The 24,683-nt window shown below is 37.1% G+C and carries 24 protein-coding genes; 1 reads left to right on the top strand and 23 read right to left on the bottom strand.

Annotation, left to right across the window (positions count from 1 at the left end; translation table 11 throughout):
• Nucleotides 1-35: 35 nt before the first annotated feature.
• The 6 genes from AC4E8C_RS04995 to AC4E8C_RS04970 all read right to left on the bottom strand — a co-directional run bounded on the left by AC4E8C_RS04995 (nt 36) and on the right by AC4E8C_RS04970 (nt 5,910).
• Nucleotides 36-1,712: an ABC transporter substrate-binding protein gene (locus AC4E8C_RS04995; RefSeq protein ID WP_490212475.1), complete on the bottom strand. Its 1,677-nt coding sequence runs from the start codon at nt 1,710-1,712 to the stop codon at nt 36-38.
• A 309-nt stretch (nt 1,713-2,021) separates the two neighbouring features.
• The gene (locus AC4E8C_RS04990) at nt 2,022-2,387 is read right to left on the bottom strand and encodes an SCP2 sterol-binding domain-containing protein (protein WP_490210763.1); all 366 of its coding nucleotides are present in this window, start codon (nt 2,385-2,387) and stop codon (nt 2,022-2,024) included.
• A gap of 138 nt (nt 2,388-2,525) precedes the next feature.
• Complete coding sequence (locus AC4E8C_RS04985) at nt 2,526-2,891, bottom strand: SCP2 sterol-binding domain-containing protein (RefSeq protein ID WP_490210761.1); 366 nt, start codon at nt 2,889-2,891, stop codon at nt 2,526-2,528.
• Between the two features lie 118 nt (nt 2,892-3,009).
• On the bottom strand, nt 3,010-3,615 hold the full coding sequence (locus tag AC4E8C_RS04980) for a TetR/AcrR family transcriptional regulator (protein ID WP_490210760.1): 606 nt from the start codon (nt 3,613-3,615) through the stop codon (nt 3,010-3,012).
• Nucleotides 3,616-3,743: 128 nt separating this feature from the next.
• A complete protein-coding gene (locus tag AC4E8C_RS04975; RefSeq protein ID WP_490210758.1) occupies nt 3,744-4,760 on the bottom strand; it encodes a 4Fe-4S binding protein in 1,017 nt (338 codons plus the stop codon).
• A 163-nt stretch (nt 4,761-4,923) separates the two neighbouring features.
• Entirely contained in the window at nt 4,924-5,910 is a 987-nt protein-coding gene (locus tag AC4E8C_RS04970; protein WP_490210756.1) for a Gfo/Idh/MocA family protein, read from the bottom strand.
• Between the two features lie 331 nt (nt 5,911-6,241).
• On the opposite strand from AC4E8C_RS04970, the gene AC4E8C_RS04965 reads away from it, so the two are divergent.
• The gene (locus AC4E8C_RS04965) at nt 6,242-7,897 is read left to right on the top strand and encodes a glutamine--tRNA ligase/YqeY domain fusion protein (RefSeq protein WP_490210755.1); all 1,656 of its coding nucleotides are present in this window, start codon (nt 6,242-6,244) and stop codon (nt 7,895-7,897) included.
• Between the two features lie 49 nt (nt 7,898-7,946).
• Here AC4E8C_RS04965 and AC4E8C_RS04960 read toward each other — a convergent pair whose 3' ends face one another.
• From AC4E8C_RS04960 to AC4E8C_RS04880, 17 genes are all read right to left on the bottom strand, one after another.
• The gene (locus AC4E8C_RS04960; protein WP_490210753.1) at nt 7,947-8,966 is read right to left on the bottom strand and encodes a sensor histidine kinase; all 1,020 of its coding nucleotides are present in this window, start codon (nt 8,964-8,966) and stop codon (nt 7,947-7,949) included.
• Between the two features lie 13 nt (nt 8,967-8,979).
• The gene (locus AC4E8C_RS04955; protein ID WP_490210751.1) at nt 8,980-9,429 is read right to left on the bottom strand and encodes a GAF domain-containing protein; all 450 of its coding nucleotides are present in this window, start codon (nt 9,427-9,429) and stop codon (nt 8,980-8,982) included.
• Between the two features lie 15 nt (nt 9,430-9,444).
• Nucleotides 9,445-10,098, bottom strand: a complete 654-nt coding sequence (locus AC4E8C_RS04950; protein WP_490210749.1) for a response regulator — start codon at nt 10,096-10,098, stop codon at nt 9,445-9,447.
• A 14-nt stretch (nt 10,099-10,112) separates the two neighbouring features.
• Nucleotides 10,113-10,763 carry a sensor histidine kinase gene (locus AC4E8C_RS04945; RefSeq protein WP_490210748.1) on the bottom strand — a complete coding sequence of 217 codons (651 nt, stop codon included), beginning with the start codon at nt 10,761-10,763 and terminating at the stop codon, nt 10,113-10,115.
• 49 nt (nt 10,764-10,812) lie between these two features.
• Complete coding sequence (locus AC4E8C_RS04940) at nt 10,813-11,097, bottom strand: hypothetical protein (protein WP_490210747.1); 285 nt, start codon at nt 11,095-11,097, stop codon at nt 10,813-10,815.
• On the bottom strand, nt 11,084-11,395 hold the full coding sequence (locus AC4E8C_RS04935) for a hypothetical protein (protein WP_490210745.1): 312 nt from the start codon (nt 11,393-11,395) through the stop codon (nt 11,084-11,086). The genes AC4E8C_RS04940 and AC4E8C_RS04935 overlap by 14 nt, the downstream gene beginning before the upstream one ends.
• On the bottom strand, nt 11,388-11,579 hold the full coding sequence (locus tag AC4E8C_RS04930; RefSeq protein WP_490210743.1) for a hypothetical protein: 192 nt from the start codon (nt 11,577-11,579) through the stop codon (nt 11,388-11,390). Before AC4E8C_RS04930 ends, AC4E8C_RS04935 begins: the two co-directional genes overlap by 8 nt.
• Nucleotides 11,569-12,093, bottom strand: coding sequence for a QcrA and Rieske domain-containing protein (locus tag AC4E8C_RS04925; protein WP_490210741.1), 525 nt, complete (start codon nt 12,091-12,093; stop codon nt 11,569-11,571). Before AC4E8C_RS04925 ends, AC4E8C_RS04930 begins: the two co-directional genes overlap by 11 nt.
• A gap of 12 nt (nt 12,094-12,105) precedes the next feature.
• Complete coding sequence (locus tag AC4E8C_RS04920) at nt 12,106-12,666, bottom strand: 4Fe-4S dicluster domain-containing protein (RefSeq protein ID WP_007086371.1); 561 nt, start codon at nt 12,664-12,666, stop codon at nt 12,106-12,108.
• A complete protein-coding gene (locus AC4E8C_RS04915; RefSeq protein ID WP_490210738.1) occupies nt 12,667-14,856 on the bottom strand; it encodes a molybdopterin oxidoreductase family protein in 2,190 nt (729 codons plus the stop codon).
• A complete protein-coding gene (locus tag AC4E8C_RS04910; protein WP_490210736.1) occupies nt 14,843-15,925 on the bottom strand; it encodes a hypothetical protein in 1,083 nt (360 codons plus the stop codon). Before AC4E8C_RS04910 ends, AC4E8C_RS04915 begins: the two co-directional genes overlap by 14 nt.
• Nucleotides 15,926-16,089: 164 nt before the next feature.
• Nucleotides 16,090-17,268, bottom strand: a complete 1,179-nt coding sequence (locus tag AC4E8C_RS04905; RefSeq protein WP_490210735.1) for a hypothetical protein — start codon at nt 17,266-17,268, stop codon at nt 16,090-16,092.
• Nucleotides 17,269-17,427: 159 nt separating this feature from the next.
• Complete coding sequence (locus AC4E8C_RS04900; protein ID WP_490210733.1) at nt 17,428-18,612, bottom strand: HD-GYP domain-containing protein; 1,185 nt, start codon at nt 18,610-18,612, stop codon at nt 17,428-17,430.
• Between the two features lie 225 nt (nt 18,613-18,837).
• Nucleotides 18,838-20,076, bottom strand: a complete 1,239-nt coding sequence (locus AC4E8C_RS04895) for an ATP-binding protein (protein ID WP_490210731.1) — start codon at nt 20,074-20,076, stop codon at nt 18,838-18,840.
• Between the two features lie 222 nt (nt 20,077-20,298).
• Nucleotides 20,299-21,714 (bottom strand): branched-chain amino acid transporter BcaP, encoded by a 1,416-nt coding sequence (bcaP, locus tag AC4E8C_RS04890; protein ID WP_490210729.1) that lies wholly within the window; start codon nt 21,712-21,714, stop codon nt 20,299-20,301.
• Nucleotides 21,715-22,007: 293 nt separating this feature from the next.
• On the bottom strand, nt 22,008-23,258 hold the full coding sequence (locus tag AC4E8C_RS04885) for an ATP-binding protein (RefSeq protein ID WP_490210727.1): 1,251 nt from the start codon (nt 23,256-23,258) through the stop codon (nt 22,008-22,010).
• Between the two features lie 596 nt (nt 23,259-23,854).
• The gene (locus AC4E8C_RS04880) at nt 23,855-24,532 is read right to left on the bottom strand and encodes a C39 family peptidase (protein ID WP_490212474.1); all 678 of its coding nucleotides are present in this window, start codon (nt 24,530-24,532) and stop codon (nt 23,855-23,857) included.
• Nucleotides 24,533-24,683 lie beyond the last annotated feature (151 nt).

The raw sequence follows: 24,683 nt of genomic DNA, 5'->3' as shown, positions 1-24,683 counted from the left end.
TAAAGTGCCTAGCGGATCGCTAGACACTTTATTGATTACTTTTTAATCGAAATGTTTGGCAAGCTAGCGCTGATGCCTGTATAGTTGTCAGGATTTAAGCCTTGAATTTGACCACTTATTGCTTTTGCACTTTGACGGTAGTGAATAAGAATAACCGGCGGGTTATCATTTAATTCTTTATAAAGGTCATGATAAATACCTTTCCGCTTTTCAATATCCAGCGTATTTAATCCTTTTTGAATTAATTCATCTACTTTTGGATTAGAATAGGCTGCAGCGTTATTCGGATTGTTCGTTGCAAATTCTTCAACAGGATCACTTGGATCTAAGATTTGCGAAGTGGAAACGGCTGCAAGGTCATAGTCTTTGTCATTCAATTTCGCTACTAATGCATTAAAGTCCATGATTTCTGGTTCAAATTTAATACCGATATCTTCATAGTTTTCTTTAGCAATTGGAATAATAGGATCTTCAGCAGTTCTCGTTAGATAACGAATAACGAATGGTTTGCCATTCTTTTCACGGATACCATCTTTTCCTACCTTCCAGCCTGCATTATCAAGCAATTTCTTGGCCTTATCAGCATTAAATTCATATTTATTAATTCCCTCGTCATTATAAGCCCATGATACTTTAGAGACAGGAACGTTCGCTACTTCACCATAGCCCTTAAATTTCACATCAACTATCTTTTGACGATCTAAACCATAAATAAGGGCTTGTCTTACTTCCTTATCCTTAAACTGTGGACGGGAATTATTGACATAAATAAAGCCAAAGTCGTTTACCGGTCCTACTTGAACATTAGCAAAACCTAAGCTTTTTAATTGTTCAACTGTATCATCGTCGGCAGAGAAGCCAGCATAATCTAGTTCTCCTGTTTCAAACAATTGAAGAGAAGTAGCTGTATCAATAACTTTAAAGATTAGATTTTTTGTTTTTGGCTTTCCAGCATAGTAATTTTCATTTGCTTCATAACGAATTTCTTGACCTGGAACATATTTTACAAACTTGTATGGACCTGCACCAAGTGGTTTTGCATAAAGTTCTTTTAAATAATCAAGTTTTCCATATTGATAGTCTTTACCGTAATAAGCCTTTGATAATACTTGACCTCCCAATATCAGCAACGATTTTGCATTAACTTTTTCAGTCGTTACCTCAATTGTCTGTTTGTCAATCACTTTAATTCCTTCGATTGTTTTAGCTTTACCTTCTTTATATTCCTGGCCGCCTTTAATGGCAGCAAGTGTGACATCTTGGTATCCGGCATAGGCAGGATCATATAACAGTGTTAACGTAAAGGCTACATCATCTGCAGTCAGTGGTGAGCCATCACTAAATTTCAAATCTTTTCTTAAATGGAAAGTATATGTAAGGTTGTCGTCTGATACATCCCATTTTTCTGCTAGGATACCAACAGGCTTTCCTTCTCGATCTAAGTTAACTAATGGAGCAAAAATAGGATCTGTTGCATTCCCATCCCAGCCATTCTCATAAAAATATGGCAAGAAAACGCCGCCAGGTGCTGATATTCCTGCGATAAACATATCTTTTCTTGCTTTGGATTTTTCGGGTAGTGCTGATAAATCAGTTGCCTTAAATTCCTTTACTTCAGTGCTCTTTGCAGCACTTTCAGTGTTACCTTTCTTAGCCGGTGCAGATGATTCTTTTTGGCTTGAACTATCTAATGCACAGGCAGACAGAATCATAGAAAGGATGATCACACTCACTAAACCTACGAAACTCTTTTTCACATTATTCACCCCTGTTTACTTGGTTTTACGCCAATAATTAACCAATTCATATTGACTAGCAATCTTATAATGCTGACAAATCCGATTGGTTTTTATGTACATTTAAAAGATACTAATAGTCACATTTTTTGTCAATCCTATTCGATAAAAATATTTATTTATTTTCCAAATAGTCATTAATAATTCCTTTTTCCCATTAATATTGACCTATTCAAAAAAGCACACTTCATAAAGTGTGCTTTTTGGGATCGAGTTATTATTTTATTATAGTTTTTCTTTTAAGTTGTACTGGCGAAGAAGTGTTTCCATTTTTAATGCCTTGCCAATATCCCCCTTAATTTTTAGTTTTCCTGTCATAAAGGCCATGGTCCCGTTTAGTTTACCTACTAGAAATTGCTGAAAGTTATCAAGTGACATAGACATTGTACAATCTGCAGGAATTTCTACATCCTTTTTTATCATGGCATTTCCATCTTGGAAGTGAAGCTGGTAAGCCCCCTCCTCCACGCCTGAAATATCAAATTGGTAAATTGCCTTGAAGCCTTGAATTGGCTCAGAGTTCTCATTTAGTACCTTTTCAATGAAATTCATAAGTCCCGCTAAAGAATACTCCTCAATCCTTTTGACCACGAAAACGCCTCCCCTAATATCCTTCTTTTTCTATGATACTAGTACGTATTCGTATCATGCAATAAAAAGTGTTCTAGTTTTTTCGTAAAAAATAGACAAAATAGGTCAGCAGCCTATTTTGCCCATTTACTATCATCATTAAAATGGTTCTTTAATATTGTACTTCCGGAGAATGGTTTCTATTTTCATACCCTTGCTAATATCGCCTTTTGCCTTAACCTTACCGGTCAATAACGCAACGGCTCCACTTTGTTTTCCCAATAAAAATTTTTTAAAGTTTTCATAAGATAAAGACATTGTAACATCGGGATTGATTTCGACACCTTTTTTGACGGTTAATTTTCCATCTTGAAAAAAATGCTGATATGTCCCTGTTTCTTCACTGTGAACATCATATTGAACTACCCCATTAAAGCCCTTCATCGGTTCAGGATCTTCATTAAAAATCTCTTCAATTCGTTCCATGATTTCTGGTAATGAATAGTCTTTCACTGCTTTAGCCACGGGGATTCCTCCTTGTATAAATTCATTCATAACCTATAGTTACATGATACTAATACGTATCCGTATTTTACAGTGAAAACTTTCCGAACTTTTTATTCGCATTCTAATAATTAACAAGTTAATTATTGCTTAAATTGACAAAAGCACCAATGACAATTCGATTTAGAAGACGGGCAAGATCTTCAATTATATTATTTGTGGTATCGCCTATATTATAATTTTGTACCACTACTTCATTAATCGCTCCGACCATTGCCTGCGAAACAATCAGCATGTCACTTTCAGCAACTGTATCCGGCAATAATCCTTGAACCGTTTGAAAAATAAGCTCTGCAAAGCAGCGATGGGCATCACTTCGAACTCTTTCAACTTCCTGAGAAACACCAACAGATTCTAGTAACATTAGGTGAGCGGCTTTAACATCAGTGAAGCATATTTCAATATATCGATGGATTCCTACATAAGCTTTATAAGCATTCCTATCTTCTTGATCATTCGCACTCTTAACCTCAGCAAGGATTTCTGATGTCACTACAGCCAAAAGCTCCGCCATTAACTCCTCTTTGCTTGAAAAGTTTTGGTAAAAGGTTGTTTTAGAGATCCGTGCCACATCCACAATATCCAACACGGACGTATTTTTATATCCTTCCTTTGTAAAAAGTAAAAGTCCGGCGTAAAGAATTTTATCCTTTGCAGCTTTTGGCAATTCTTTTAAAAATAACATCTTAATCAGTCCATTCTAATTTGTACGATTATGTATTAAGTAAATTTTAAAAGATATCAATTTAATACACAATCATTTGCATAAAAATAAGCAGCGGACATGGTGCTGCTTATTTTTGACATGTTTAATTAATGCCCAATGTAATTGGCATCGGGAATTAATGTTTTCCAATCCTCATAGGTAAGAATCGTATCCCAGTGACCTGTCAGTTTTGCGATACTAATGACAACGAAGAATAACACAAAGAAAGTAACTGGAACAAACCATTTATTGACCTTTTTCTTGGCAACGGTCATATTTAACGTATCCTTAATAGGGCACGCTTCCACACAGGACATACACGCTGAACAATTAAGTGAATTTACAGTTTCCACCTTATGAACCTGTAATCTTTGCGGACAAACCTTTGTACACATCTCACAATTTGTACATGTCTCTTCATTTCGCTCAATCTTTGTAATTCTAAAGATGGACCCAAGCCCAATCAAGGCACCATACGGGCAAAGGAACCGACACCAAAAGTTTCTAAAGAAAAGCGATAGTATGAAAACAACAATAATAAACTTCAACGTAAAGCCGCCAATATTGATAAATAAAAGCAGCATTTTCACGTCTGACACTTTGTTATAGGTGTCAGTTAAAAAGCTTTTGGCCGTAAAGACATCCATTTGTATAACCATACCAATAAAAAATAGTAATAAAATATACTTAATGGGCGTTAATAGCCAGACAAGCCATCTTGGCATATCAAAATTCCGCTTAAACATCTTTCTGCCAAGCCAGGCAATTAGTTCGCCTCCCGTACCCACTGGGCAAATCCAACTGCAGAAGGATTTACGGAATAGTAATCCGGCACCCACGAAAAACGATAACAGCACAAGACCCGCCGGATGGATGACATCAAAATCCCCGCTTGTCAGCCAAACCTTGAGGGCAACCAAGGCACTGATTGGTAAAAATCCCTCCACTGCAGAGGGGCGTTCAACAAAAGGGGTTTTTCCAAGCGTTTCGAAATGCTGATAAAATTGATAAAATTGCAGACCCACATATAGTAAAAACAACAAAAACACTGCCTGTACGGTATATCTTGTGATTTGTACAGGCTTCCGTTTCAACTGTTTCTTATACCACGCTTTTGACTTCATAGGAATTTCCTCCATTCTCTCATTACTTAAACTATAAATAACAAGAAAAATGGCGGATGTGATTTAAGTCATCGAATCGCTTCATTTCATAAAGATGTCACATTGCTATCTAATATTTGTCATAAAAAAACACCAGCGGATTCGTCCAATCCGCTGGCGGTTTTTATCTCTCAGATGCATATACGATATGATTTTGTTTCCTAGCTTCTTCAGTGATGCGGAGAACAATTTGACTCCAGTCTTTTAATTGCTGATAGTCTCCGATATTGTTGGTCTCTAAAATTTCGGCAATATTTATACATTCATAAACCATGTTTTGTTCTTCTTGATCCACACTAAGAATTTGACTTTCCTTCGTATGACTGTCGATGAACGTAATTTGAGAAATAGGTGCAGCATCTTCAAGGACAAAGGTCCCTGTTTCCCCATGAATTTCGCATGGGAGACTAGAATGAGATATCTTTGAACAGAGAATGGTACAAACAAAATCATCATAATCTAATACAAGCGTACCTCCGCCATCCACACCGCTTTTCAAGATAACAGGATGATAGGAAACGTTCTTAGGTGCTCCAAATAAACCAACCGCTAAATACAATGGATAGACACCCAAATCAACGAGTGCACCACCAGAGTATTCGGTAGAGAATATATTTGGCACTTGGCCTTGTAGAACCAAATCATAGCGAGAAGAATATTGGATATACGGCAAAATAGTACTTCTCAGCTTCCCGGCCAAATGAAGTTTTTCTTTTAAAATTTTAAAATTAGGTGTATGTATATTGCGAATTGCTTCAAATAAATATACACCATTCTCTTCAGCAATTTTGTATGCTGCTTCTAATTCTGCTGTATTTGAAAATATAGGCTTTTCGCAAATCACATGCTTTTTATTTTTCAAAAAGGTAAGCGTCTGCTCGAAATGGACTGAATTAGGGGAACCAATATAAACAGCTTGAATTTCCTCATTCTGCGCCATTTCTTCTAAATTTGTAAAATAGTGCGGAGCTTGATATTGATCGGCCATTTGCTTGGCTTTTTCTTCAGATCGGGAATAAGCTCCGACTAATTGGTATTTCTTACTATGGTTTGCTGCTTGAATAAATGCTTCTGTAATCCATCCTGTTCCAACTGTAGCAAAATTAATCATGTCATTACCTCTTTCCATTGGGACTTCAAAATACTATTTTAGCCTTTTTATGCTGAGCTTACCAATTTAAAATGAAAATTTTTTATATTAACCCTGTTTTGATCAAGAATTGATGGGAACAATGGAAAAATATCAGATTTTATGTTATTTATAAGTAATAGAATTAAAAGCTCCAGCATTCTAGTCGCTAGGGCGCTGGAGCTGGACATTTCTCTAAGTCAAAACTATTAATACTTATAGTTTTAAAAAAAGAGCACTGGCTCCTGTCTTATGAACTATTGATGGGCAGGGTTCGACCAGGAATTGACAATGAAGAAAGAGGTTGAAAAGGGTGGACAATCAAACATCAAATTTTATTAAAGATATTATGATAAAAGATTTAGAATCCGGTAAACACCAAAAGATCGTGACTCGTTTCCCACCAGAGCCAAACGGTTATTTACATATTGGACATGCAAAATCGATTGTAATCAACTTTGGTTTGGCTGATGACTTTAATGGAAAGACCAATTTAAGATTCGATGATACCAACCCATTGAAAGAAGATATTGAGTATGTAAACTCGATAAAAGAAGATGTAAAATGGCTTGGTTTTGAATGGGATAATTTATTATTTGCTTCAGATTATTTTGATGAAATGTACAACAGAGCCATCCTCTTAATTGAAAAAGGACTTGCCTATGTGGATGACCTCTCCGCTGATGAAATCAGGGAATACCGCGGCACATTGACTGAGCCTGGAAAAAATAGTCCCTACCGTGACCGCTCGGTTGAGGAAAACCTAGATTTATTTAAACGGATGCGTGCAGGTGAATTCGATAACGGTCAAAAAGTACTAAGAGCAAAAATTGATATGAGTTCACCAAATATTAATTTGCGTGACCCAGTTATTTACCGTATCTCCCATACCACACACCATAATACTGGAGATAAATGGTGTATTTATCCCATGTATGCTTTTGCACATCCACTTGAAGACGCGATTGAAGGGGTCACCCATTCAATATGTACAATTGAATTTGAAGACCAACGCCCTTTATACAATTGGGTTGTCGAGCAATGTGAAATGGAGAACACACCACAGCAAATCGAATTTGGCCGCTTAAATGTAACCAATACGGTTATGAGTAAACGGAAACTCAAACAGCTAGTGGAAGAAGGCTTTGTTGATGGCTGGGACGATCCGCGCATGCCGACCATTTCTGGGATGAGAAGAAAGGGATATACGCCTGAGTCGATTCGGGCATTTGTTCGTGAAACTGGCGTCCACAAGGGGTCAGGTGCCGTTGATTCACAAATGCTAGAGCATTATGTTCGAGAAGATTTGAAATTAAAGGCACCTCGAACCATGGGTGTAATTAATCCATTAAAAGTCATTATTACAAACTATCCAGAAGGCCAAATTGAATTATTAGATGCCGAGAACAATCCAGAAAATCCTGAAATGGGCATGAGGAAGATTCCCTTTTCCCGTGAAATTTATATTGAAAAAGATGATTTTATGGAAGAGCCGCCTAAAAAGTATTTCCGCCTGTTCCCTGGCAATGAAGTTCGCTTGAAAAATGCCTATTTCATCAAATGTGAAGAGGTCATCAAGGATGCAAATGGAGAAGTCGTTGAGCTGCACTGTACCTACGACCCTGAAACAAAAAGTGGGACTGGGTTTACAGGCAGAAAAGTAAAAGGAACCATCCATTGGGTGGAGGTAACCAATTCTGTTCCAGCTGAATTCCGCTTATACGAACCGCTGATTTTGGATGAAACCGAGGATGCTAGTGAAGAAGGAACGACCTTCCTTGACCATGTTAATCCAAACTCCTTAGAAGTACTCCAAGGATTTGTAGAGCCAAACATGAGGGAAAGCCGTCCACAGGAAAAGTTCCAATTCTTTAGACACGGCTACTTTAATGTGGACCCTAAAGAAACAACCGTCGATAAGCTCGTATTTAACAGAATCGTCTCTCTGAAAAGCTCATTTAAATTGTAAATATAGTAAAAAGGGTGTCAGGCACCAAAATACGTGCCTGACACCCTTTTTATTTACCGTGGTCGATTGGTACTTCAAAGATAATTTTCGTTCCTTTTCCAGGTGATGCTGTAATGGAGAGCTCGCCGCCTACTGACCGAGCCCGTTCGTCCATGCTAAAGAGGCCGACACCAAGGGATTGTTTTCTCGTATCAAACCCAGCTCCCTTGTCTTCGACCAACACTCTGACGACATCATCCAGCTCTCTTACAATCACTGATGCTTCTGACACCTGTGCATATTTTCGGATATTTGTCAGCGCTTCTTGAATGATTCGATAGATGGTCAGCTCTATACTAATATTCAGCCGGCGATTTAACACGCAATCAAAATGAACGTCGATATGATAATGATCGGAAAAACGGGATAAAAAAGAACGGATGGCTGGTACTAAGCCAAGATCATCTAAAACAGATGGGCGAAGTTCCCATGAGATTTCACGAATTTCTTCAATCAGTTGAGCAGCTTCATTTTGCATCTGCTCAAGCAAAGGATGATCCATTTCAGACATTAACCGATTAATGGTAATTAAGTGGCTATAAAGATTCTGACCAATTCCATCATGCAAATTTCGTGACAACCGCTTTCTTTCTTCTTCCTGAACATCAATGATGGTTGTCATCATAGTTTGTAATTCCTGCTCGACTCGTTTTCTTTCGGTTATTTCATACCGAATGGCTACGTATTGATAGGGTTTTCCTTTTTCGTTTAAAAAAGGCACAATGGTCGTATCCACCCAATAATAGGTACCATCTTTGGCGCGATTACAAATTTCACCCTTCCATACTTTTCCTGAACCCATTGTTTTCCACATATCTTTGAAAAAGTTGTTTGAATGGTACCCAGAATTGATAATTCGGTGGTCGTTACCCAGCAGTTCTTCCCGTGAATATTTGGAGATCTGACAGAATTGATCATTCACATATGTAATTTTTCCCCTTGAGTCGGTAATCGCCACAATTGATGAAGCATCCAGAGCAAATTTATAATCCATTAGCTCATTTTTTGTTTGCTGAAAATCAATATTCATTTACATCCCCCGCTCACGTTAAATGCTCCTTTAATAGTTGCTCTAAAGTTTGAGCAGATTCCAATACCTGTTCTGTCTCCCATTCAGAAAAGGTATATGTCTCCCTCTTCCCCACTAGTAACACCCCTTTAGGAACATGATTGAAAAATAAAGGGACCGCATAAGAAGACAAAAGCTTTTCAGCAAGTGCAATCGGATAATCGGTAACCTTACCAAAAATATCATTCGGAAAGTCTGTCATCATCATCGGGCTGCCAGTTGAAATAATTTTCCCTGCGATGCCTTTTCCGAAACGAAGGGTGATTCGTTTATACTTATCATTTAGATTACCTGCAGCATAATGCCATCGGACATCAGGGCCGGATTTATTTTGAATGGCTAGACCTACAAAGTCACAGTGGATCTCTAACTTTAGCTGATCACATACGTCAGTAACAACCTTGAGCTCGCTAATCTCAGTCATGCCTGATGATTCCCCTTAAATCCCATAACCTAATAACCCCTTTTTAACGGCATATTCAACCAGCTCAGGCCTAGTCTTCATTTGTAACTTTTCCATTAAATTTCCTTTATGCGTTTCGACCGTCTTGACACTAATGACCAGTTGTTCTGCAATCTCTTTGTTAGAATATCCCTTCGCAATTAGGGTTAATACTTCTTTTTCCCGTTCAGATAAAAGATGATAGGTATCATTTCCATCCTGTTTTACACCAGCTAAATATTCTTCCATTAATCGCTTCTGTGCGGATGGATGAAGATAGGCATCCCCTTTAGCAACCGCATAAATAGCAGCCATTAATTCGTCATGCGGGGCGCTTTTTAAGATACAGCCAGAGGCACCACCTTGAATAGCACGGAATAGATATTCTTCATCATCATGCATCGTTAGAATTAATATATTGATTTCGGGCAAGAGCTTTTTTAATTCAATTGTGGCAGACAGCCCATCTTTGCCATGCGGCATACTTAAGTCCATGACCACAACATCTGGTTTAAACTTTAATGCTTTTTTAATGCCTTCATTTCCCTCAGAAGCTTCCCCAATTACCTCCATCTCTGGATTTGTGTTCAGGAGCATTTTTAAGCCGCTTCTAACTACAGCATGATCATCTACCAATAGGATTTTTATCAAAATGAACTCTCCTTTTATTTTAGTGGAAGAGATAGTTCTATGGACGTTCCTTCTCCTATTGTAGAAGAAATTGTACAGTCACCGCCAGTTAGAAGCATTCTTTCTTTCATGGCAGCAAGACCTGAAGATTGGTCTGTTTTAATTTGATCTAGTTGAAATCCTTTTCCGAAGTCTTGAATCGAAATAGCTAACCTATCCTCATGCCAGTAAAAATGTATGTTTATATTAGAGGTATCTGCATACTTTGCAATATTTGTAAGGGCCTCTTGGCATACCCGAAAGACGGTAATATTATTCTTCTCAGCGATCCACTTTTCGTCTCCAGTAGACTCTAAATCAACAAGAATTCCAAATGTGGATGTATATAGCTTAATATAGCTCTTCATCGCTGGAAGTAACCCAAGCGTTGTTAAGGTAGGCGGGTGTAATTCCACAGAAAGAAGCCGAATTTCCTGAATGGTTTTTTCGACTAGCTGGGACATTTCATGAACATGATTCTTCATATTCGGGTCAGATGTGTCCTTTTCGATAAATTGTAATCCAGTCAAAATACTATACAGATTTTGCCCAACACCTTCGTGTAGTTCTAACGCAATCCGTTTAATTTCTTCTTCCTGAGAATGGATAATATACGTACTTATTTGCTGCGTAGACTTTAAATCCATATTACACCTCCTAGTACTATTATTCTTTATAAAAGAAAGGTTCAGATTCTTATTTTAAGACCTGAACCTTTTTTATAGTGTATGTTAAGCCGCTATCATGATCCAGTGCGGACCATTGTTCTTCTGATTCAGTCACCCTGCTTGTTAATGGGACAGCAAGAAAATAATAATCATCAAAATAAAAACGTATATGGGTTTTATCCGGACAATATTGTACCTTTTTTATCGTTTTCTTTACTGCCGGTGCCTGGTCTCCACCGTCTCGATCTTGAATCGAAATTTCTACAGGCAGCGTCACGAATCGTTTGACATTATCCAAGTTAATGTGTTCCACAGCTGCTGCATCCCCTCTTAACAGGATAGATAAACATTTTAAAGCCCTGCAGGTACTCCCAGAACTTTTCTCCGGCATGTTCCTCCATGTACTGTATAGTTTCTTCTTCTGATTCCCAATCACTCATTCCTTTAATTTCAGCAACAACGACCTCTGCACCATCAATAGTTTTTTCCTCAAGGAACCATTTCAAACGCTTCTTTGCAAAGGTGGTTGTCAATAACACATCAATTTCGCTGGCAAAACCGCCTATTTCCGGTCTAACAAAACAAAGGTCAATATAAGTCTCACTAGTCATGAACATTCACACCTTTTTTATAAATAAGGAACGCGATCGGAAATAAAACGATGTTAATGATGGCCGCAATAATCGTGTTGGTATAATTTTCATAGAAATATTGATGAACCATGTATTGAGTAAAAATAATATTTAACATTAGAATGGCGAGTAGAAGTGCGACAGGAACATAACTACGCTTCATACCGTTTCACCCCCGTGGCATATACAGCGCCATCTTCGACTTTTACATAGATCTCCGGAAGAGGTCGTCTTGGCGGCCCGGCAATGGGTGCCCCCGTTTCGACATCAAATTTTCCATGATGGCATGGGCAAAGCATTTCACCCTCATCTTTTTTCCAAAACACGGGGCAGCGAAGGTGTGTACAAGCATTTTGATAGGCCACATATTTATTTTCAGAAAGGCGTATTAAAATGGCACTATCATGTTCACCAGGAAAGGCAAAATCAACTGCATCTCCTACTGGTAATGACTTTACATCTGTTATTTTTTGTTTAGGATATTTTTTTTCACTCAGCCCATTTAATTCTTTGGCCGCTAAGACGCCCCATGGCAGGGATGATACCGCAAATACGCCTGCTGCACCAACCAACGTTTTCATGAACCCACGGCGGTCAAGCTTTCTTTCATTATTACGATTAATATTATGTGTGTAATTATTTTCATCGAATGGGATTTTGTTATTTTTATCTGTCATGTTTAATCCCTCCTAAAATAATTTCGTTACGCCCTGCAAAATACCAGGGAGATTTACTTTAACATTGGTTTCGCCTTCTAAGTACGGCATACTTGTTACCCATTTCCCATTATCCAAATTAAACTGTTTTTGCTTTGCTTCAATCTCTTCATCTGTCAGCCATTGCAATGTATTGGAAGGACATACACTCGCACACATTGGCGGGATGCCGTCCTTTGTTCGGTCGATACAAAGGTCACACTTATACATTAGATTTTGTTCTGTATCAAATTTCGGGATGCCATACGGGCAGGCTATAGTGCAGTTTTGACAGCCAATACATTTTTCAACAAGCGCAGATAGTACCGCTCCCGTTTCATGAATTTGGATCGCCTGTGCTGGGCAGCTTCTTGCACAAGCCGGATTGACACAGTGAAGGCACATTAGAGGCATCGTTTGACGGTTAACTAGTGGATTGACGTCGTAAACATAATTACGATTCCGTTCCTCATGGCCGCCGCACTGTGTACAAGCCGCTAAACAGGAGCGGCAGCCTATACAGTTTTCAAGTTCTAAATAAAGCCTCTTTTTCATTTATTGCACCTTCTTCATTTCTAGTTTTTCAATCTGTGCGGCACACGCCTTAAACTCTGGCATCCGTGACATCGGGTCAAGTGCAGCTATGGTTAAGAGATTGATAGATTGATCATGACCGAAGTGGTATGGTACAAAGACCGTATCTTTTCGGATAGCTTCTGTTATTTTCACTTTATATTTAGCTTCCCCTCTCCGTGTAAAGAGGCGGACAACTTCTTCATGTTCGATGTTATATTTGGCAGCCGTTTCCGGATGTACTTCTACATATGGTTCTGGACACATATCGCGTAAAAATTGAATCCGCCGTGTTTGGTTACCTGAAAGATAATGATAGACGACACGTCCTGTTGTTAACCGTAATGGGTATTCTTCATTAGGCTCTTCAGCAGGCGGACGATACGGTAATGCACAAATCTTAGCTTTTCCATCCGGATGATAGAATTTTTTATCTAAGAACATGTGTGGTGTTCCTGGGTCGTTCTCATCTTTACAAGGCCAGAAGACACCATCCTGTTTGTCAATCTTATCCCATGTCGCTCCGTAATAATCGGCATAACCGCCTTTAGAAGCTAAACGGAATTCATCAGCTACATCTCTGGCTGTTTTTAAATGGGAGAAATACTTTCCTCTTCCAAGACGTTCGGAAAGTTCAACTTGAATTTGCCAATCAGGTTTTGATTCTCCTAGCGGTTCTTGTGCCTTATTAATTTTTATAATACGTCCCTCAAGGTTAGTGACCGTCCCCTCATCCTCTGACCATGTGACGGTCGGGAGAATGACGTCAGCGAATTCTGCAGATTCAGATAGATAAAAGTCAGCACAAACCATGAAATCCAAGTCTCTTAGAGCTTTACGGACAAAGTTTAAATTAGGTGCGGAGACAGCTGGATTAGAACAAAGTAAATACAATCCTCTAATCGTTTTTTGCTCCATTAATTCAAACATTTCATAGGCAGACACACCTGGCTGCGGCATTTCTTCAGGGGTGATCCCCCAAACCTTACACACTTCTTCTACATGTTTGGGATTGGTTAGTTTACGGTAGCCTGGCAGCAAATCAGATTTCTGACCGTGTTCCCGGCCGCCTTGCCCATTCCCTTGGCCTGTAAATGTGGCTACACCCGCCTTAGGACGACCAATTTTACCGGTCACAAGCGCCATATTGGTATAAGCTGAAACGTTGTCAACACCCTTATGCTGTTGCTCAATACCACGGGCAAACATCACAATCGCATTAGGGGCTTTCCCGTAAATTTCTGCTGCTCGAATGATCTTTTCTGGAGCAACTCCAGTGAGCTCACTAGTATATTCTGGTGTAAATGCTTTAACCAGTTCTTTTGTTTCTTCAAATCCGTTTGTATGGTTATTGACAAAATCCTCATCAGCATAACCATTTTGAATTAATAGATTTAAAATTCCATTCGCAAGTGCAAGGTCTGTTCCGGGCCGTAAATCCAAATGCACATCTGCTCGTCTTGCAATCGGTGTTTCACGAGGGTCAGCCACGATTAAGTAGCCGCCTCTTTCCTGTACTGCCCAAACTCGGAACATGGAAGTTGGATGACATTCAGCCGTATTGCTTCCAGCGATAAACAAGCAATCCGTCTCGTGAAGATCTGTCCAAGGCAGGGTTGAACCACGATCCACACCGAATGAACGAAGGAATCCACCAGCAGCACTCGACATACAAAAGCGGCCGTTATAGTCAATGTAGCGTGTTTGAAGGGCGACCCGTGCAAACTTTCCTGTTAAATAGCATTTTTCATTTGTCATGGATACACCACTGAAAACGGACAAAGTATCTTTACCATACTCACTTTGTAGTTCAGTAAATTTTTTTGCGATTAATTCATAGGCTTCATCCCATGTTGCTTCACGGAAACCTTCTTTTGTTCCTTTAAGTGAGGCATCATCACGGATTAATGGTTTTAAGATCCGATCATCATGGTTCGTTTGTTGATAAGCTGTAACCCCTTTCGGGCACATTTTTCCGAGCGTGACAGGCCAGTCATAACGAGGTTCAACACCAATGATTTTATTGGTCTTTGTATTAACACGTAAATTCATCCCGCATTGCATGCCGCAATAGCTGCAATGTGTTTTCACTAGTGTTTCGTTTGGATGACGTACATTTTCTACTTCTTTAAAAAATTTATCTCTAGGATTTTGAAATTTATCCTTTTGCATTCTGGTTTGCCTCCTTAACCTTTACTTGGTGGGTAGCGAATCCTGAGAATCGCGAAATTCGATATTTTCTCCGGCATGGCAGGCATAACTCAGCAAGGTTAAAGCCGTCCTGCATATTAAATTCCATGTCATTGATACCCAATACTTCAATGACATCATTTGATTGTTCAACAGATACAAATTGGTCACCGCATACCTTACATTCCTTCATATGTTGCTCCCCGTAATGTTCACGGTAGTTTCTAGCCAATACGCTCATAGGGCGGAATGGAATATGAGCAAGCTTTCCAAATGGCAGGTAAATTAATGTCACAATCACAGAAAATTGATGGATTAATGACATTTGTGGCTGCATCCAACCGTGCAAGACAACATTTTGGAAGGTTAAGAGCAATCCCGTAATAGAAATAAATAATAATAGATACAATGGTAAGAAGTCATACATAAACTTTTGTTCCGCTCTTGCCTGCATATTTTTTAAACGACGGTATAGGGCCATGGCAACCCCAGCGGTCACCATAATCGCCGCAATATTTAATGCATTATAAGAAAACCAAGCAATAATACCATCTGCTTTCACCTGAATGAGGCTCATACCGAAAAGGACTACCGTGTAACGGCCATTGTCCTCCATCGTGAAATACATCCAGCTAAAGACAAGCGGAAATGTAACCATGCACGCAAGGACACAGCCCCAGCCAATTAAAATGTGCTGCACCCAACGATAGATTCCGCGATTTCGGATAAAGTCAAAAATAGCTAAATGATTCACAGCCGTCTTTGGGGTGTTTTTTCGAAATAGTAACTTTAGACCTTTTTTAATAATGATTTTGGTTGGCGGCCTTTCCCCCCAGGCAATAAAGCGGTAAAAAAAGCCGCCGATAAACACAATTGTTCCAACCATATAACCGTATAGATTTAAATCAATATGTGTAAACATCCTTGTACCGATAAAAGTTAAGATTGCCAGTCCGATCACTGATAAAAACATTGATTTTGCAAAATGGGAAGCAAATGCATCATTGACTGAACGCCTTGGCTTTTTAGCCGTCGAAATAGTGGATTCCATTTTCTTGATCCTCCTCAAAAAAAATAACACTGTCGTTTTTCTTACCTTAATTGTAAGAAAAACGACAGTGTTATCTATATAGGGGAACTCCCCTATCCTGCGGGGGAAAAACCCTTAGAAATATTATTTTAGACAAATTCTTGTCACATTTTTTCAATCAACCTTCAACGAGCGTATTTTTTTCTCCATAAAGATAGGAGAAGTAATAAACCAATTGCTATTTGAAGGGAGAATAGCATAGCGTCCCAAAAAGGAAGAGTGGTTATCCCATGAGAAAAGCCAGGTAAGATCTTCCTCCAGGCAAACAATAATTGGGGAATATATATGAAAATATATAAACATATACTTACTGCCACCCCAACAAAATAAAAAATGGAATATAAAAAAACAATCTTCCTTTCCTCTTCGAAAACAACCTCTTCAAAGGATTGTGGCTTAAAAAATAAGAACTTCCTTCTTATCGCTTGCTGAGCACCTTCCATTAAATTATAGCATCCGGAAACATTTTCAAAAACGTAATAAAAATCGGTTTTCATATAAATACATAGCTGAAAAATTATACGAATACATACATCCAAAACAACAACGTTTAATATACCGGAGGAAATGCCTGAGATGTTTGTTAAGAATAACTGAATAAATAGCGCCAAAAAAAGGACTAAATTGTCAAAACAGAGTCCTGCTAAAAATAATATATTCCGATCTTTAGAAGGGATTTTCCATACAGATGACAGATCAGTTTCAAGGACAACAATAAACAAACGGTGACCAATTGATAATTTCGTGGGAAGATTGTAGGCTCTCATTGCTAGAATATGACCAAACTCATGGATTAAAACTAGGAAAAAAGATAGTATAAGCCATGCTGGAATATTAAACGCCATCACATCAAAAATAAATAAATCCTTATAATGTGGCAATAAATAAGGTTTATTAATAAACAGAAACATATTTATCATGAATAAAAACACATATAAGCCATAAGCAAACTTATTAAAAAAGAATTTTCCTAAATTTGGTGAAATCCATAAATATCCCATCATTTCCTTTTTCTTTTCCTTTATCTCCACAGGAACATCGTCAATTTCAGCAATCAATTCCAAAGATAAAAGTTGTTCTGCAAAATTAATAAGATTAACTTCTTCCAAAGGATATTTTTCTTTAAGTACTAGTTCAATTTCACCTAATGTATCCCCATTATTTATCATTCTAATAGCATCAATACAAAGCTTAGGCATTTCATAAAATTCACCACTGGCCTTGTCTTCAAGAATATAATTCTTTTTATCCTGCTTAATTTCAATTGGAACTAATTGAAGATGCGAACATAGTTTAATGACCATTTATCCCGTTCCTAACTAGAAATTTTTAGAATTAAAAGAAGGATGCTATGTTATCCTAGCACCCTTCTTTTTGGGTTATAACCACCAGCAAATCCAGCATGCACCTGTTGCTTTTACCTTTTTCAATTTTCGGATTTTCAAGAGTATCACCTCCTTAAATTAGTTTAATTCCTCATTTAGTTTTAAATTTTGATTTTCTTGGATAGAAGTATTATGGATATTTACCCACCTGTGAAAAACTTTTTGAAATACATTAACAAGCTCAGGATCAAACTGTGTACCCTTCCCCTCCATTATCCGTTTGAATGCCTCTTCTACTGTCAACGCTGCTCTGTAGGATCTAGTTGAAGTCATTGCGTCAAATGCATCTGCTACTGCTGCAACCCGAGCAAGATATGGAATTTCTTTACCCTTTAGCTGATCAGGATAACCCTTACCATCCCAGCGTTCATGATGCGAACGTATTACTTCAATATTATTACTGAATCCAACTACTTTCGATACAGCTTCTGCTCCCACTACAGTATGAGACTTAATTATTTCGAATTCTTCCTTAGTAAGACTTGTTGGCTTCATCAAAATTTGGTCTGGAATATGAATCTTACCTATATCGTGAAGTAAGCAGGCATAATTAAACTCCTTCAGCTCTTCATCAGTAAATTTGCCACATTCCTTTGCTAATTCTATTGCATAACTTGCTACCCTCTCACTATGACCTCTTGTATATGGATCCTTTAGTTCAAGAGTCGCTATTACACCCTTTACTATGCCCGTTAATTGTTGATCATATGAAGTTCTAATAGCATTTACATATGATTGAAATCGATATAATAATATAAACGAGAGCAATGAGAAAACGACTATTAAAACAATACCTAATAATACGAAAGTAGATTTAATAATCAAACCGGCTATAATATATTTCAAAATCATCCCAACAGATACAACAATAACAAACGGTTTACTTACGAATATTGGTGATAATAATAGCCAAAAAATTTCTACTACGTTTCCGCCCTTATATAAATCAGGTTTATCAATAAACGTAACTATATCATTAAGAAATGTTAAACAAGTGTATGTTATAAAGTAAATATACTTAACAACGTAAGGTTTTTGAGTTTTTATAAATAAATGGGCAATTGGTAATAAGAAAAACATCACTAGGTATACCAGGTAAATTAATTTATCTTGCGTACCATCTTTTAATTGAGGAATATAGTTGGAAATAAACTTAAAAACTACTTCAAACGAGATGGCAATAATATAAAATAGAATTAAAAACCATTTCAGAGTCCGTGTTTCTTCATTTATTATATTTGGGTCTATTATTTTTGGGTTCATTTTGTTTTGTTAACCTCTCAAAAGGATTAGCTTAAATTATCAAACAGTCATGTTGTTTCCTATAAACTATATGAACTTGGTACTTTTCTTCATTATAAAACATTTAATTTAATTGGAATACATAAAACGATATCGAATTATGTATAAAAAAGAAATATTTTCGAATAATAGTGAAAATATTCTCATTTTTTGTAAATTTAGTGAATCGATGGTCTTTACATATAATCAATGTACAATTGGTAAAATTACTTCTACTTTGGTTCCTTTTTCAAGTTTATTGTTAAAAGTTAATTTTCCAAAATGGTCAAGAATAATTTGATTCGAAACCATTAATCCTAACCCATTACCATCCTTTTTGGTTGTAAAAAATGGTTCGCCAAGATTTAGAATATCTTCATCCCGTATGCCAAATCCTTCATCCTCAATGGATATGAACATTTTTTGATCTTCTATAATTTTTACACCGATTTTAATTTTCCCCCCTTCAGGCATGGATTCAATCGCATTTTTAATAAGATTAAGAAATACTTGTTTTAATTGATTACTATCACATTCAAGTGATGGTAATGGCCCTGCAATCAGCGTTTCCACCGTTACTCCCTGCCTCTCGGCCTGATGTTGCGTGATTGAAAGAGTATAAGCGATAATTTCTTCGATACGCTCTTTTACAAATTTAATTTCTTTCGGTTTTCCTAAGTACAACAAATCATTAACAATTATATTAATCCTATCAATTTCCTCAATCATTATGGAATAAAACTCATTTGTACTAGGATGGCGTTCCTGCTGTAACTGAGTGAATCCTTTTAACGAAGAAAGAGGATTGCGAATTTCGTGAGCAATTGCTGCAGCCATTTGACCAATAACAGCTAACTTTTCCTTTTGACGAAGCTCCTCATAAACATTGGTCAAGGAATTAAGATAGGAGCTAAAACGATTTAATATAACATACGCGATAATTGCTAGGAATATATACACAATTATAGGCATCAACACACTTACATCTTGTAAAATGATTCCTATTAAAAAATGCTTGCCTATTATCCCCATCGACACAAGCCAAAAGTATTTCTTGCTAACAAAAATCGGACTAAATAAAATGATTAAAACTTCTACAATATTACCTGTTACATAAGACTTAGTTGTTCCCGAATATTTCAGGAGAGTATCAATAATGTCAATCCCTAAATAACTAATAATATAAAAATATTTTACAATATAAGGATTACCTTTTTTTATAAAATAAATCGCAATTGGGAGCATGCATAAAATAAGAATATACAACCATAAGCCAAGACCAGTCATTTCTGGAATAAATTTATTTTCTGGTTTATTAACTTTAGGGCTAAGAAAATTGTAAAAGAAATCAAATGCGAAAAAAATAATATTAAACAACCACAAAAAGAGAGTGATCGCCTTTTTTTCTTCTAAAATTAATTTGAAACTTAGGTTACTGCCCTTCATAAAAATAGCTCCTTCGACCTAGATCTATAACTTAATAGATTGCAAGTATTAAGCGATCATTACTCCTACCATCTTACCATTTTTCTTCAGAAATAAAAGACAATAAATTTGGAATTTCTTTGTTTTTCGACAAGATTCGATTAAATTTCCCAACAAAAATAGGACTTGCAATGTGCAAGCCCTTTTTTGATAATCATTGTCCTTCTATATTTTCATCACTTTTTAACTTACCTTTTTCAATTTATTAACATTAGTATTCAAAGTTGAATGGGTGTGGCCATAGCCAAAGTAAACAACCAATCCAATCACTAACCATACAGCAAAACTAATCCACGATACAGCCGGAAGCTGCAATGCTAGGTATCCACAGAATAAGAAGGCCAAAATAGGAATATAAGGAACAAATGGTACTCGGAAGCCTGTTTTTGGTGCTTGTTTATTTTTCCGAAGATATAAGATACCAACCGATACAGTCATGAAGGCAATTAATGTCCCAATATTGACTAACTCAGCAAGTCTGCCTAATGGCACAAAACCTGCGAAAATTGAAACTAATAAACAAGTAATCCATGAGTTAATCGCTGGTGTTTGCTTCTTTTTATCCACTTTTGAAAATACTTTTGGCAGCAATCCATCACGACTAATTGCATAGAACAAACGTGTTTGTCCGTAAAGCATCACTAGCAGGACTGTTGTAATCCCAGCAATCGCACCAAGAGAAATTAATCCTGCAACCCAATCCTGATTAATATAGTTTAGTGCGAAGGCCACTGGATTTTTCACGTCAAGCTGTTGGTATGGAACAATACCTGTTAAGATTGCTGACACAACAATATACAAAACAGTACAAACAAGCAGTGAAGCAATAATTCCTATCGGCATATTCTTCTGGGGATTCTTCACTTCTTCAGCTGCAGAAGAGACAGCATCAAAGCCAATATAGGCAAAAAATACAGTTGCAGCACCTGTTGTAACACCTGAAACTCCAAATGGCATAAACGGGGTCCAGTTCGCAGGCTTAACATACCAAACACCAATGCCGATAAATACGAAAACAACAGCTAATTTTATAATTACCATAATCGTGTTAAAACGGGCTGATTTCTTTACCCCTTGAGTTAGTAATAAAGTGATTATCACCACAATCATAATAGCTGGTACATCGACAAATGTTCCATTTGCAGGATCATAGGCGCTTGTTAAGGCCTTAGGAAAATGAATACCAAACCCTGCAAGTAATCCTTGTAAATAACCAGACCAGCCGCTGGCAACTGCTGAGGAGGCAAGTCCGTATTCAAGAATTAGATCCCATCCTAATATCCATGCAATCAATTCACCAAAGGTTGCATAGCTATAAGTGTAAGCACTGCCGGAAACAGGTACTGTGGATGCAAATTCCGCATAACAAAGGGCAGCAAATACACAAGCTAATCCAGATAGAATAAACGATAAGATAAGCGCTGGCCCTGCATGCTCAGCTGCCGCCACGCCAGTCAGAACGAAAATTCCAGTTCCTATGATGGCTCCAATGCCAAGCATGGATAAATCAAATGCCCCAAGTTCCTTTTTTAAGGTTACATCTTTATGTCCTGCTTCATGAATTAGTTCTTGAATTGATTTCTTTCTAAATAACTCCATTGTTTAACCCCCTTGGGTTTAGTCTAAAAGTTCAGAATATAACAACTATATTTTTTCTATATTGAAATAATATAATTATTTTTTATAAAAATCAAATAAATTTTTAAAATATAGTGTTTTTTCAAAATAGTAAAAATCCATTACTTACCAAGATTACCTGTCTTTTCTACTATTAATCATCTAAATCTCTTTTTCACTAACCAAAATATAAATATACTAGAAAAGTTATCAAATGTTTAGAAGAATATTTTAGAAAATAAAAAAAGCTAATCAAGTTGATTAGCTTTTACCACTTAATAATTGACTAAGCCTTCTAATTTCCCGATAGGGAGCAGGACTTTAACTTCTGTGCCTTGCCCAGGTACACTGCGGTACGAGACTTTTCCATTCATCGTTTCGATGATTCTTAATGATACGGATGTACCAAGACCCGTCCCTTTATCTTTTGTTGTATAAAATAAAGTCCCAATCCTTGATAGTTGTTCTTGTGTCATGCCCTTTCCAGTGTCGGTGATAAAGATTGATGCCAGGTCGTTATAAATCTCTGAATAAATCGTTACGTTTCCACCTTCGGGAGTCGCTTCTATCGCATTTTTAATTAGATTAATTAGTGCCTGTTTTAACTGATTCCGATCGGTAACAAGTGAAACCTCTAAGGAGTCTAAATGGCTTTCTAACAGCACTCCTTGTTTGGTTGCAAGGGGTTTTAAAAGCATAACTACTTCAGAAAGAATTTCTTTTAATATGACATTCTCTATCTTCTCGAATTTAGGCTTGGCAAAATTTAAGTAATCATTAATAATTGACTCCGCCCGACCCAATTCATTTAATACAATCGAAAGATATTCGTAGTTTTTACCATTTTCTTGTTGCTTCATCAATTGCAGGAATCCCTTTACGACCGTTAAAGGATTTCGGATTTCATGGGCAATAGATGCAGCCAATTCGCCTAATGTATTTAGTTTTTCAGAACGTTGAATCTCTATCTTCATTTGTTCCCGTTCAACGATCTCTTCACATAATTTAGCTCCTAAAGAAATGGACAGCGTATAAATGAACCCAACCAAAAGGAGATCGGGAATATTCAAATCAATTTTAAAAGGACTCCCCTCAAACGTACGGAAAATTGTCAAAGAAAAGTAGCAAACGAGCAAGGATAAAGCTCCAACTAATGTAGCTGCCACCACTCTTTTATTCGGGCTGTGATTCCAGAACTTTTTCTTGACTAAAAGTACAATTATGGCTGTTAAAAAAGTATCAATAATACCAAAAATAACGGTATCGCCGCCCATGAGAATTCGAGCAAAAATTAGGATTGTAAAAACCATTGCCCCCATCATCGGTTCCCCATAAAGCATAGCTATGATAAATGGTACATAGCGAAGGTCCCAATTAAATCCATAGTTTGAATAAGTAAACAGCATACAGCTGAGTGCAGCTAAACTTAATGCAAACCCTCCGATTATGTTAGTTTTTAATTTATTTTTACTATTGATAAGAATGCTGTATAACAGGACAGGTGCTAAAGTTATTAAAACATTCAAAAGGAGTTTCTCCGCCAGCAAGTCCATTCCCCCAAAGCAAACCAACTTTATCTTAAATAATACGACAAAATTTTCTGTTTTCCTTTAAATTGTTTTCATATTATATATGTTGACAAATACAGTTTTAACGTGTAATATTAATATTTGTGCTTCACATATAAAGTAACTTGTAATAGAAAATAACGCAATGTAAGAATTCATTTTTTCTGGCATTCTGCTTATGTTTTAAAATAAAAACTTATTCACACTGGATCGGCTTCGGAGCCGTTAGGATGTAAGAGAGGTAGGGCTTACGTCGTTTAGGTATAACCATCAGGTGGAAGAATAACCGCGGCAAACTTGTTTTTATTAACAATTACAATAAATAAGATTTTTACCTTGCGATGGCTACAAGAACTGCTAAAGCGCCACGTTAGTGAACTTTACTAGTTGCTGGCGCTGAAATTAGACAGTTTTCATAGATAATAGATAGGGACTTATTCACAGGCCTTAACTAAACAACCATACACAAGTTACGATATAGATTCTCTTATGAATCAAATGCTAAGAAGGCAGAGGGAAACTCCCTCTGCCTTCGTCCAATTTTCCAACTTTATTTACTCTTTGATAACAATTGCTTGGCTGCCCATTTGCTCCCACGCTTTAATAAAAGTCTCACGATTTATCTTTTGGTTTTTCTCACCATATGGATTATTTATATAAATATAATGATCATCATATCCTGTTATGGCCACACTATGTTCGCTAAAAGTGATTTTGATTTTCCCCTGCGGTGTATCCCATGTTTGAAAGACTGAAACGGGTGCAAAGCTACTCGTCGTAATAATCCATACTGGCCGCCCTTGGCCAACTTCTTTTAATATATCAGTAAATGGCTTATTTGTTAGATTAACAGCTTTATCGCCTGCATATTTTTGAGCCAATTCAAATACAGGACCATTATAGACCCCTAGTCCAGGTCCATGTGCCATATCCCCAACAAAGCCTGCATTAGGATTTCCTTTTTTACCATTATTATAGTTTAACGGAACAGTTTTAATATTTTCTGCCAGCTCGTTCTTTGTTACCTCTATACCAGCATAATTAAGAATCATCGCCAGGCTAGTTACCTCACAGCCATTGTAAAGCTTCGGCTGATCCATTTGATTGATTAATGGCACATCTAGTACTATACTATCTGGTAAACTCGGAGCTTCCTTTGAAAGTAGTGCAACTTCCCGATCTTTTAATGGCACTGCTTCGTTCACTTGCTCACTTTTCTGATTGTCCGTCATTTTTGCAAATATTGTTTTAGCACTAAGAACGGCTGTCTCACGATCTGTTAGGATTATAAAAATTGTCATGGCACTTAGAAATAAAACCAAAAGAACCACTATAGTAATTAAAAACTTTTTCATAGGCAGTCTAACCATTCCTTATTAGATA

This window comes from Neobacillus sp. SRL179, from assembly GCF_984799095.1.
Note: the sequence above shows the minus strand (reverse complement) of the source record. Positions and strands in the feature narration are given on the sequence as shown.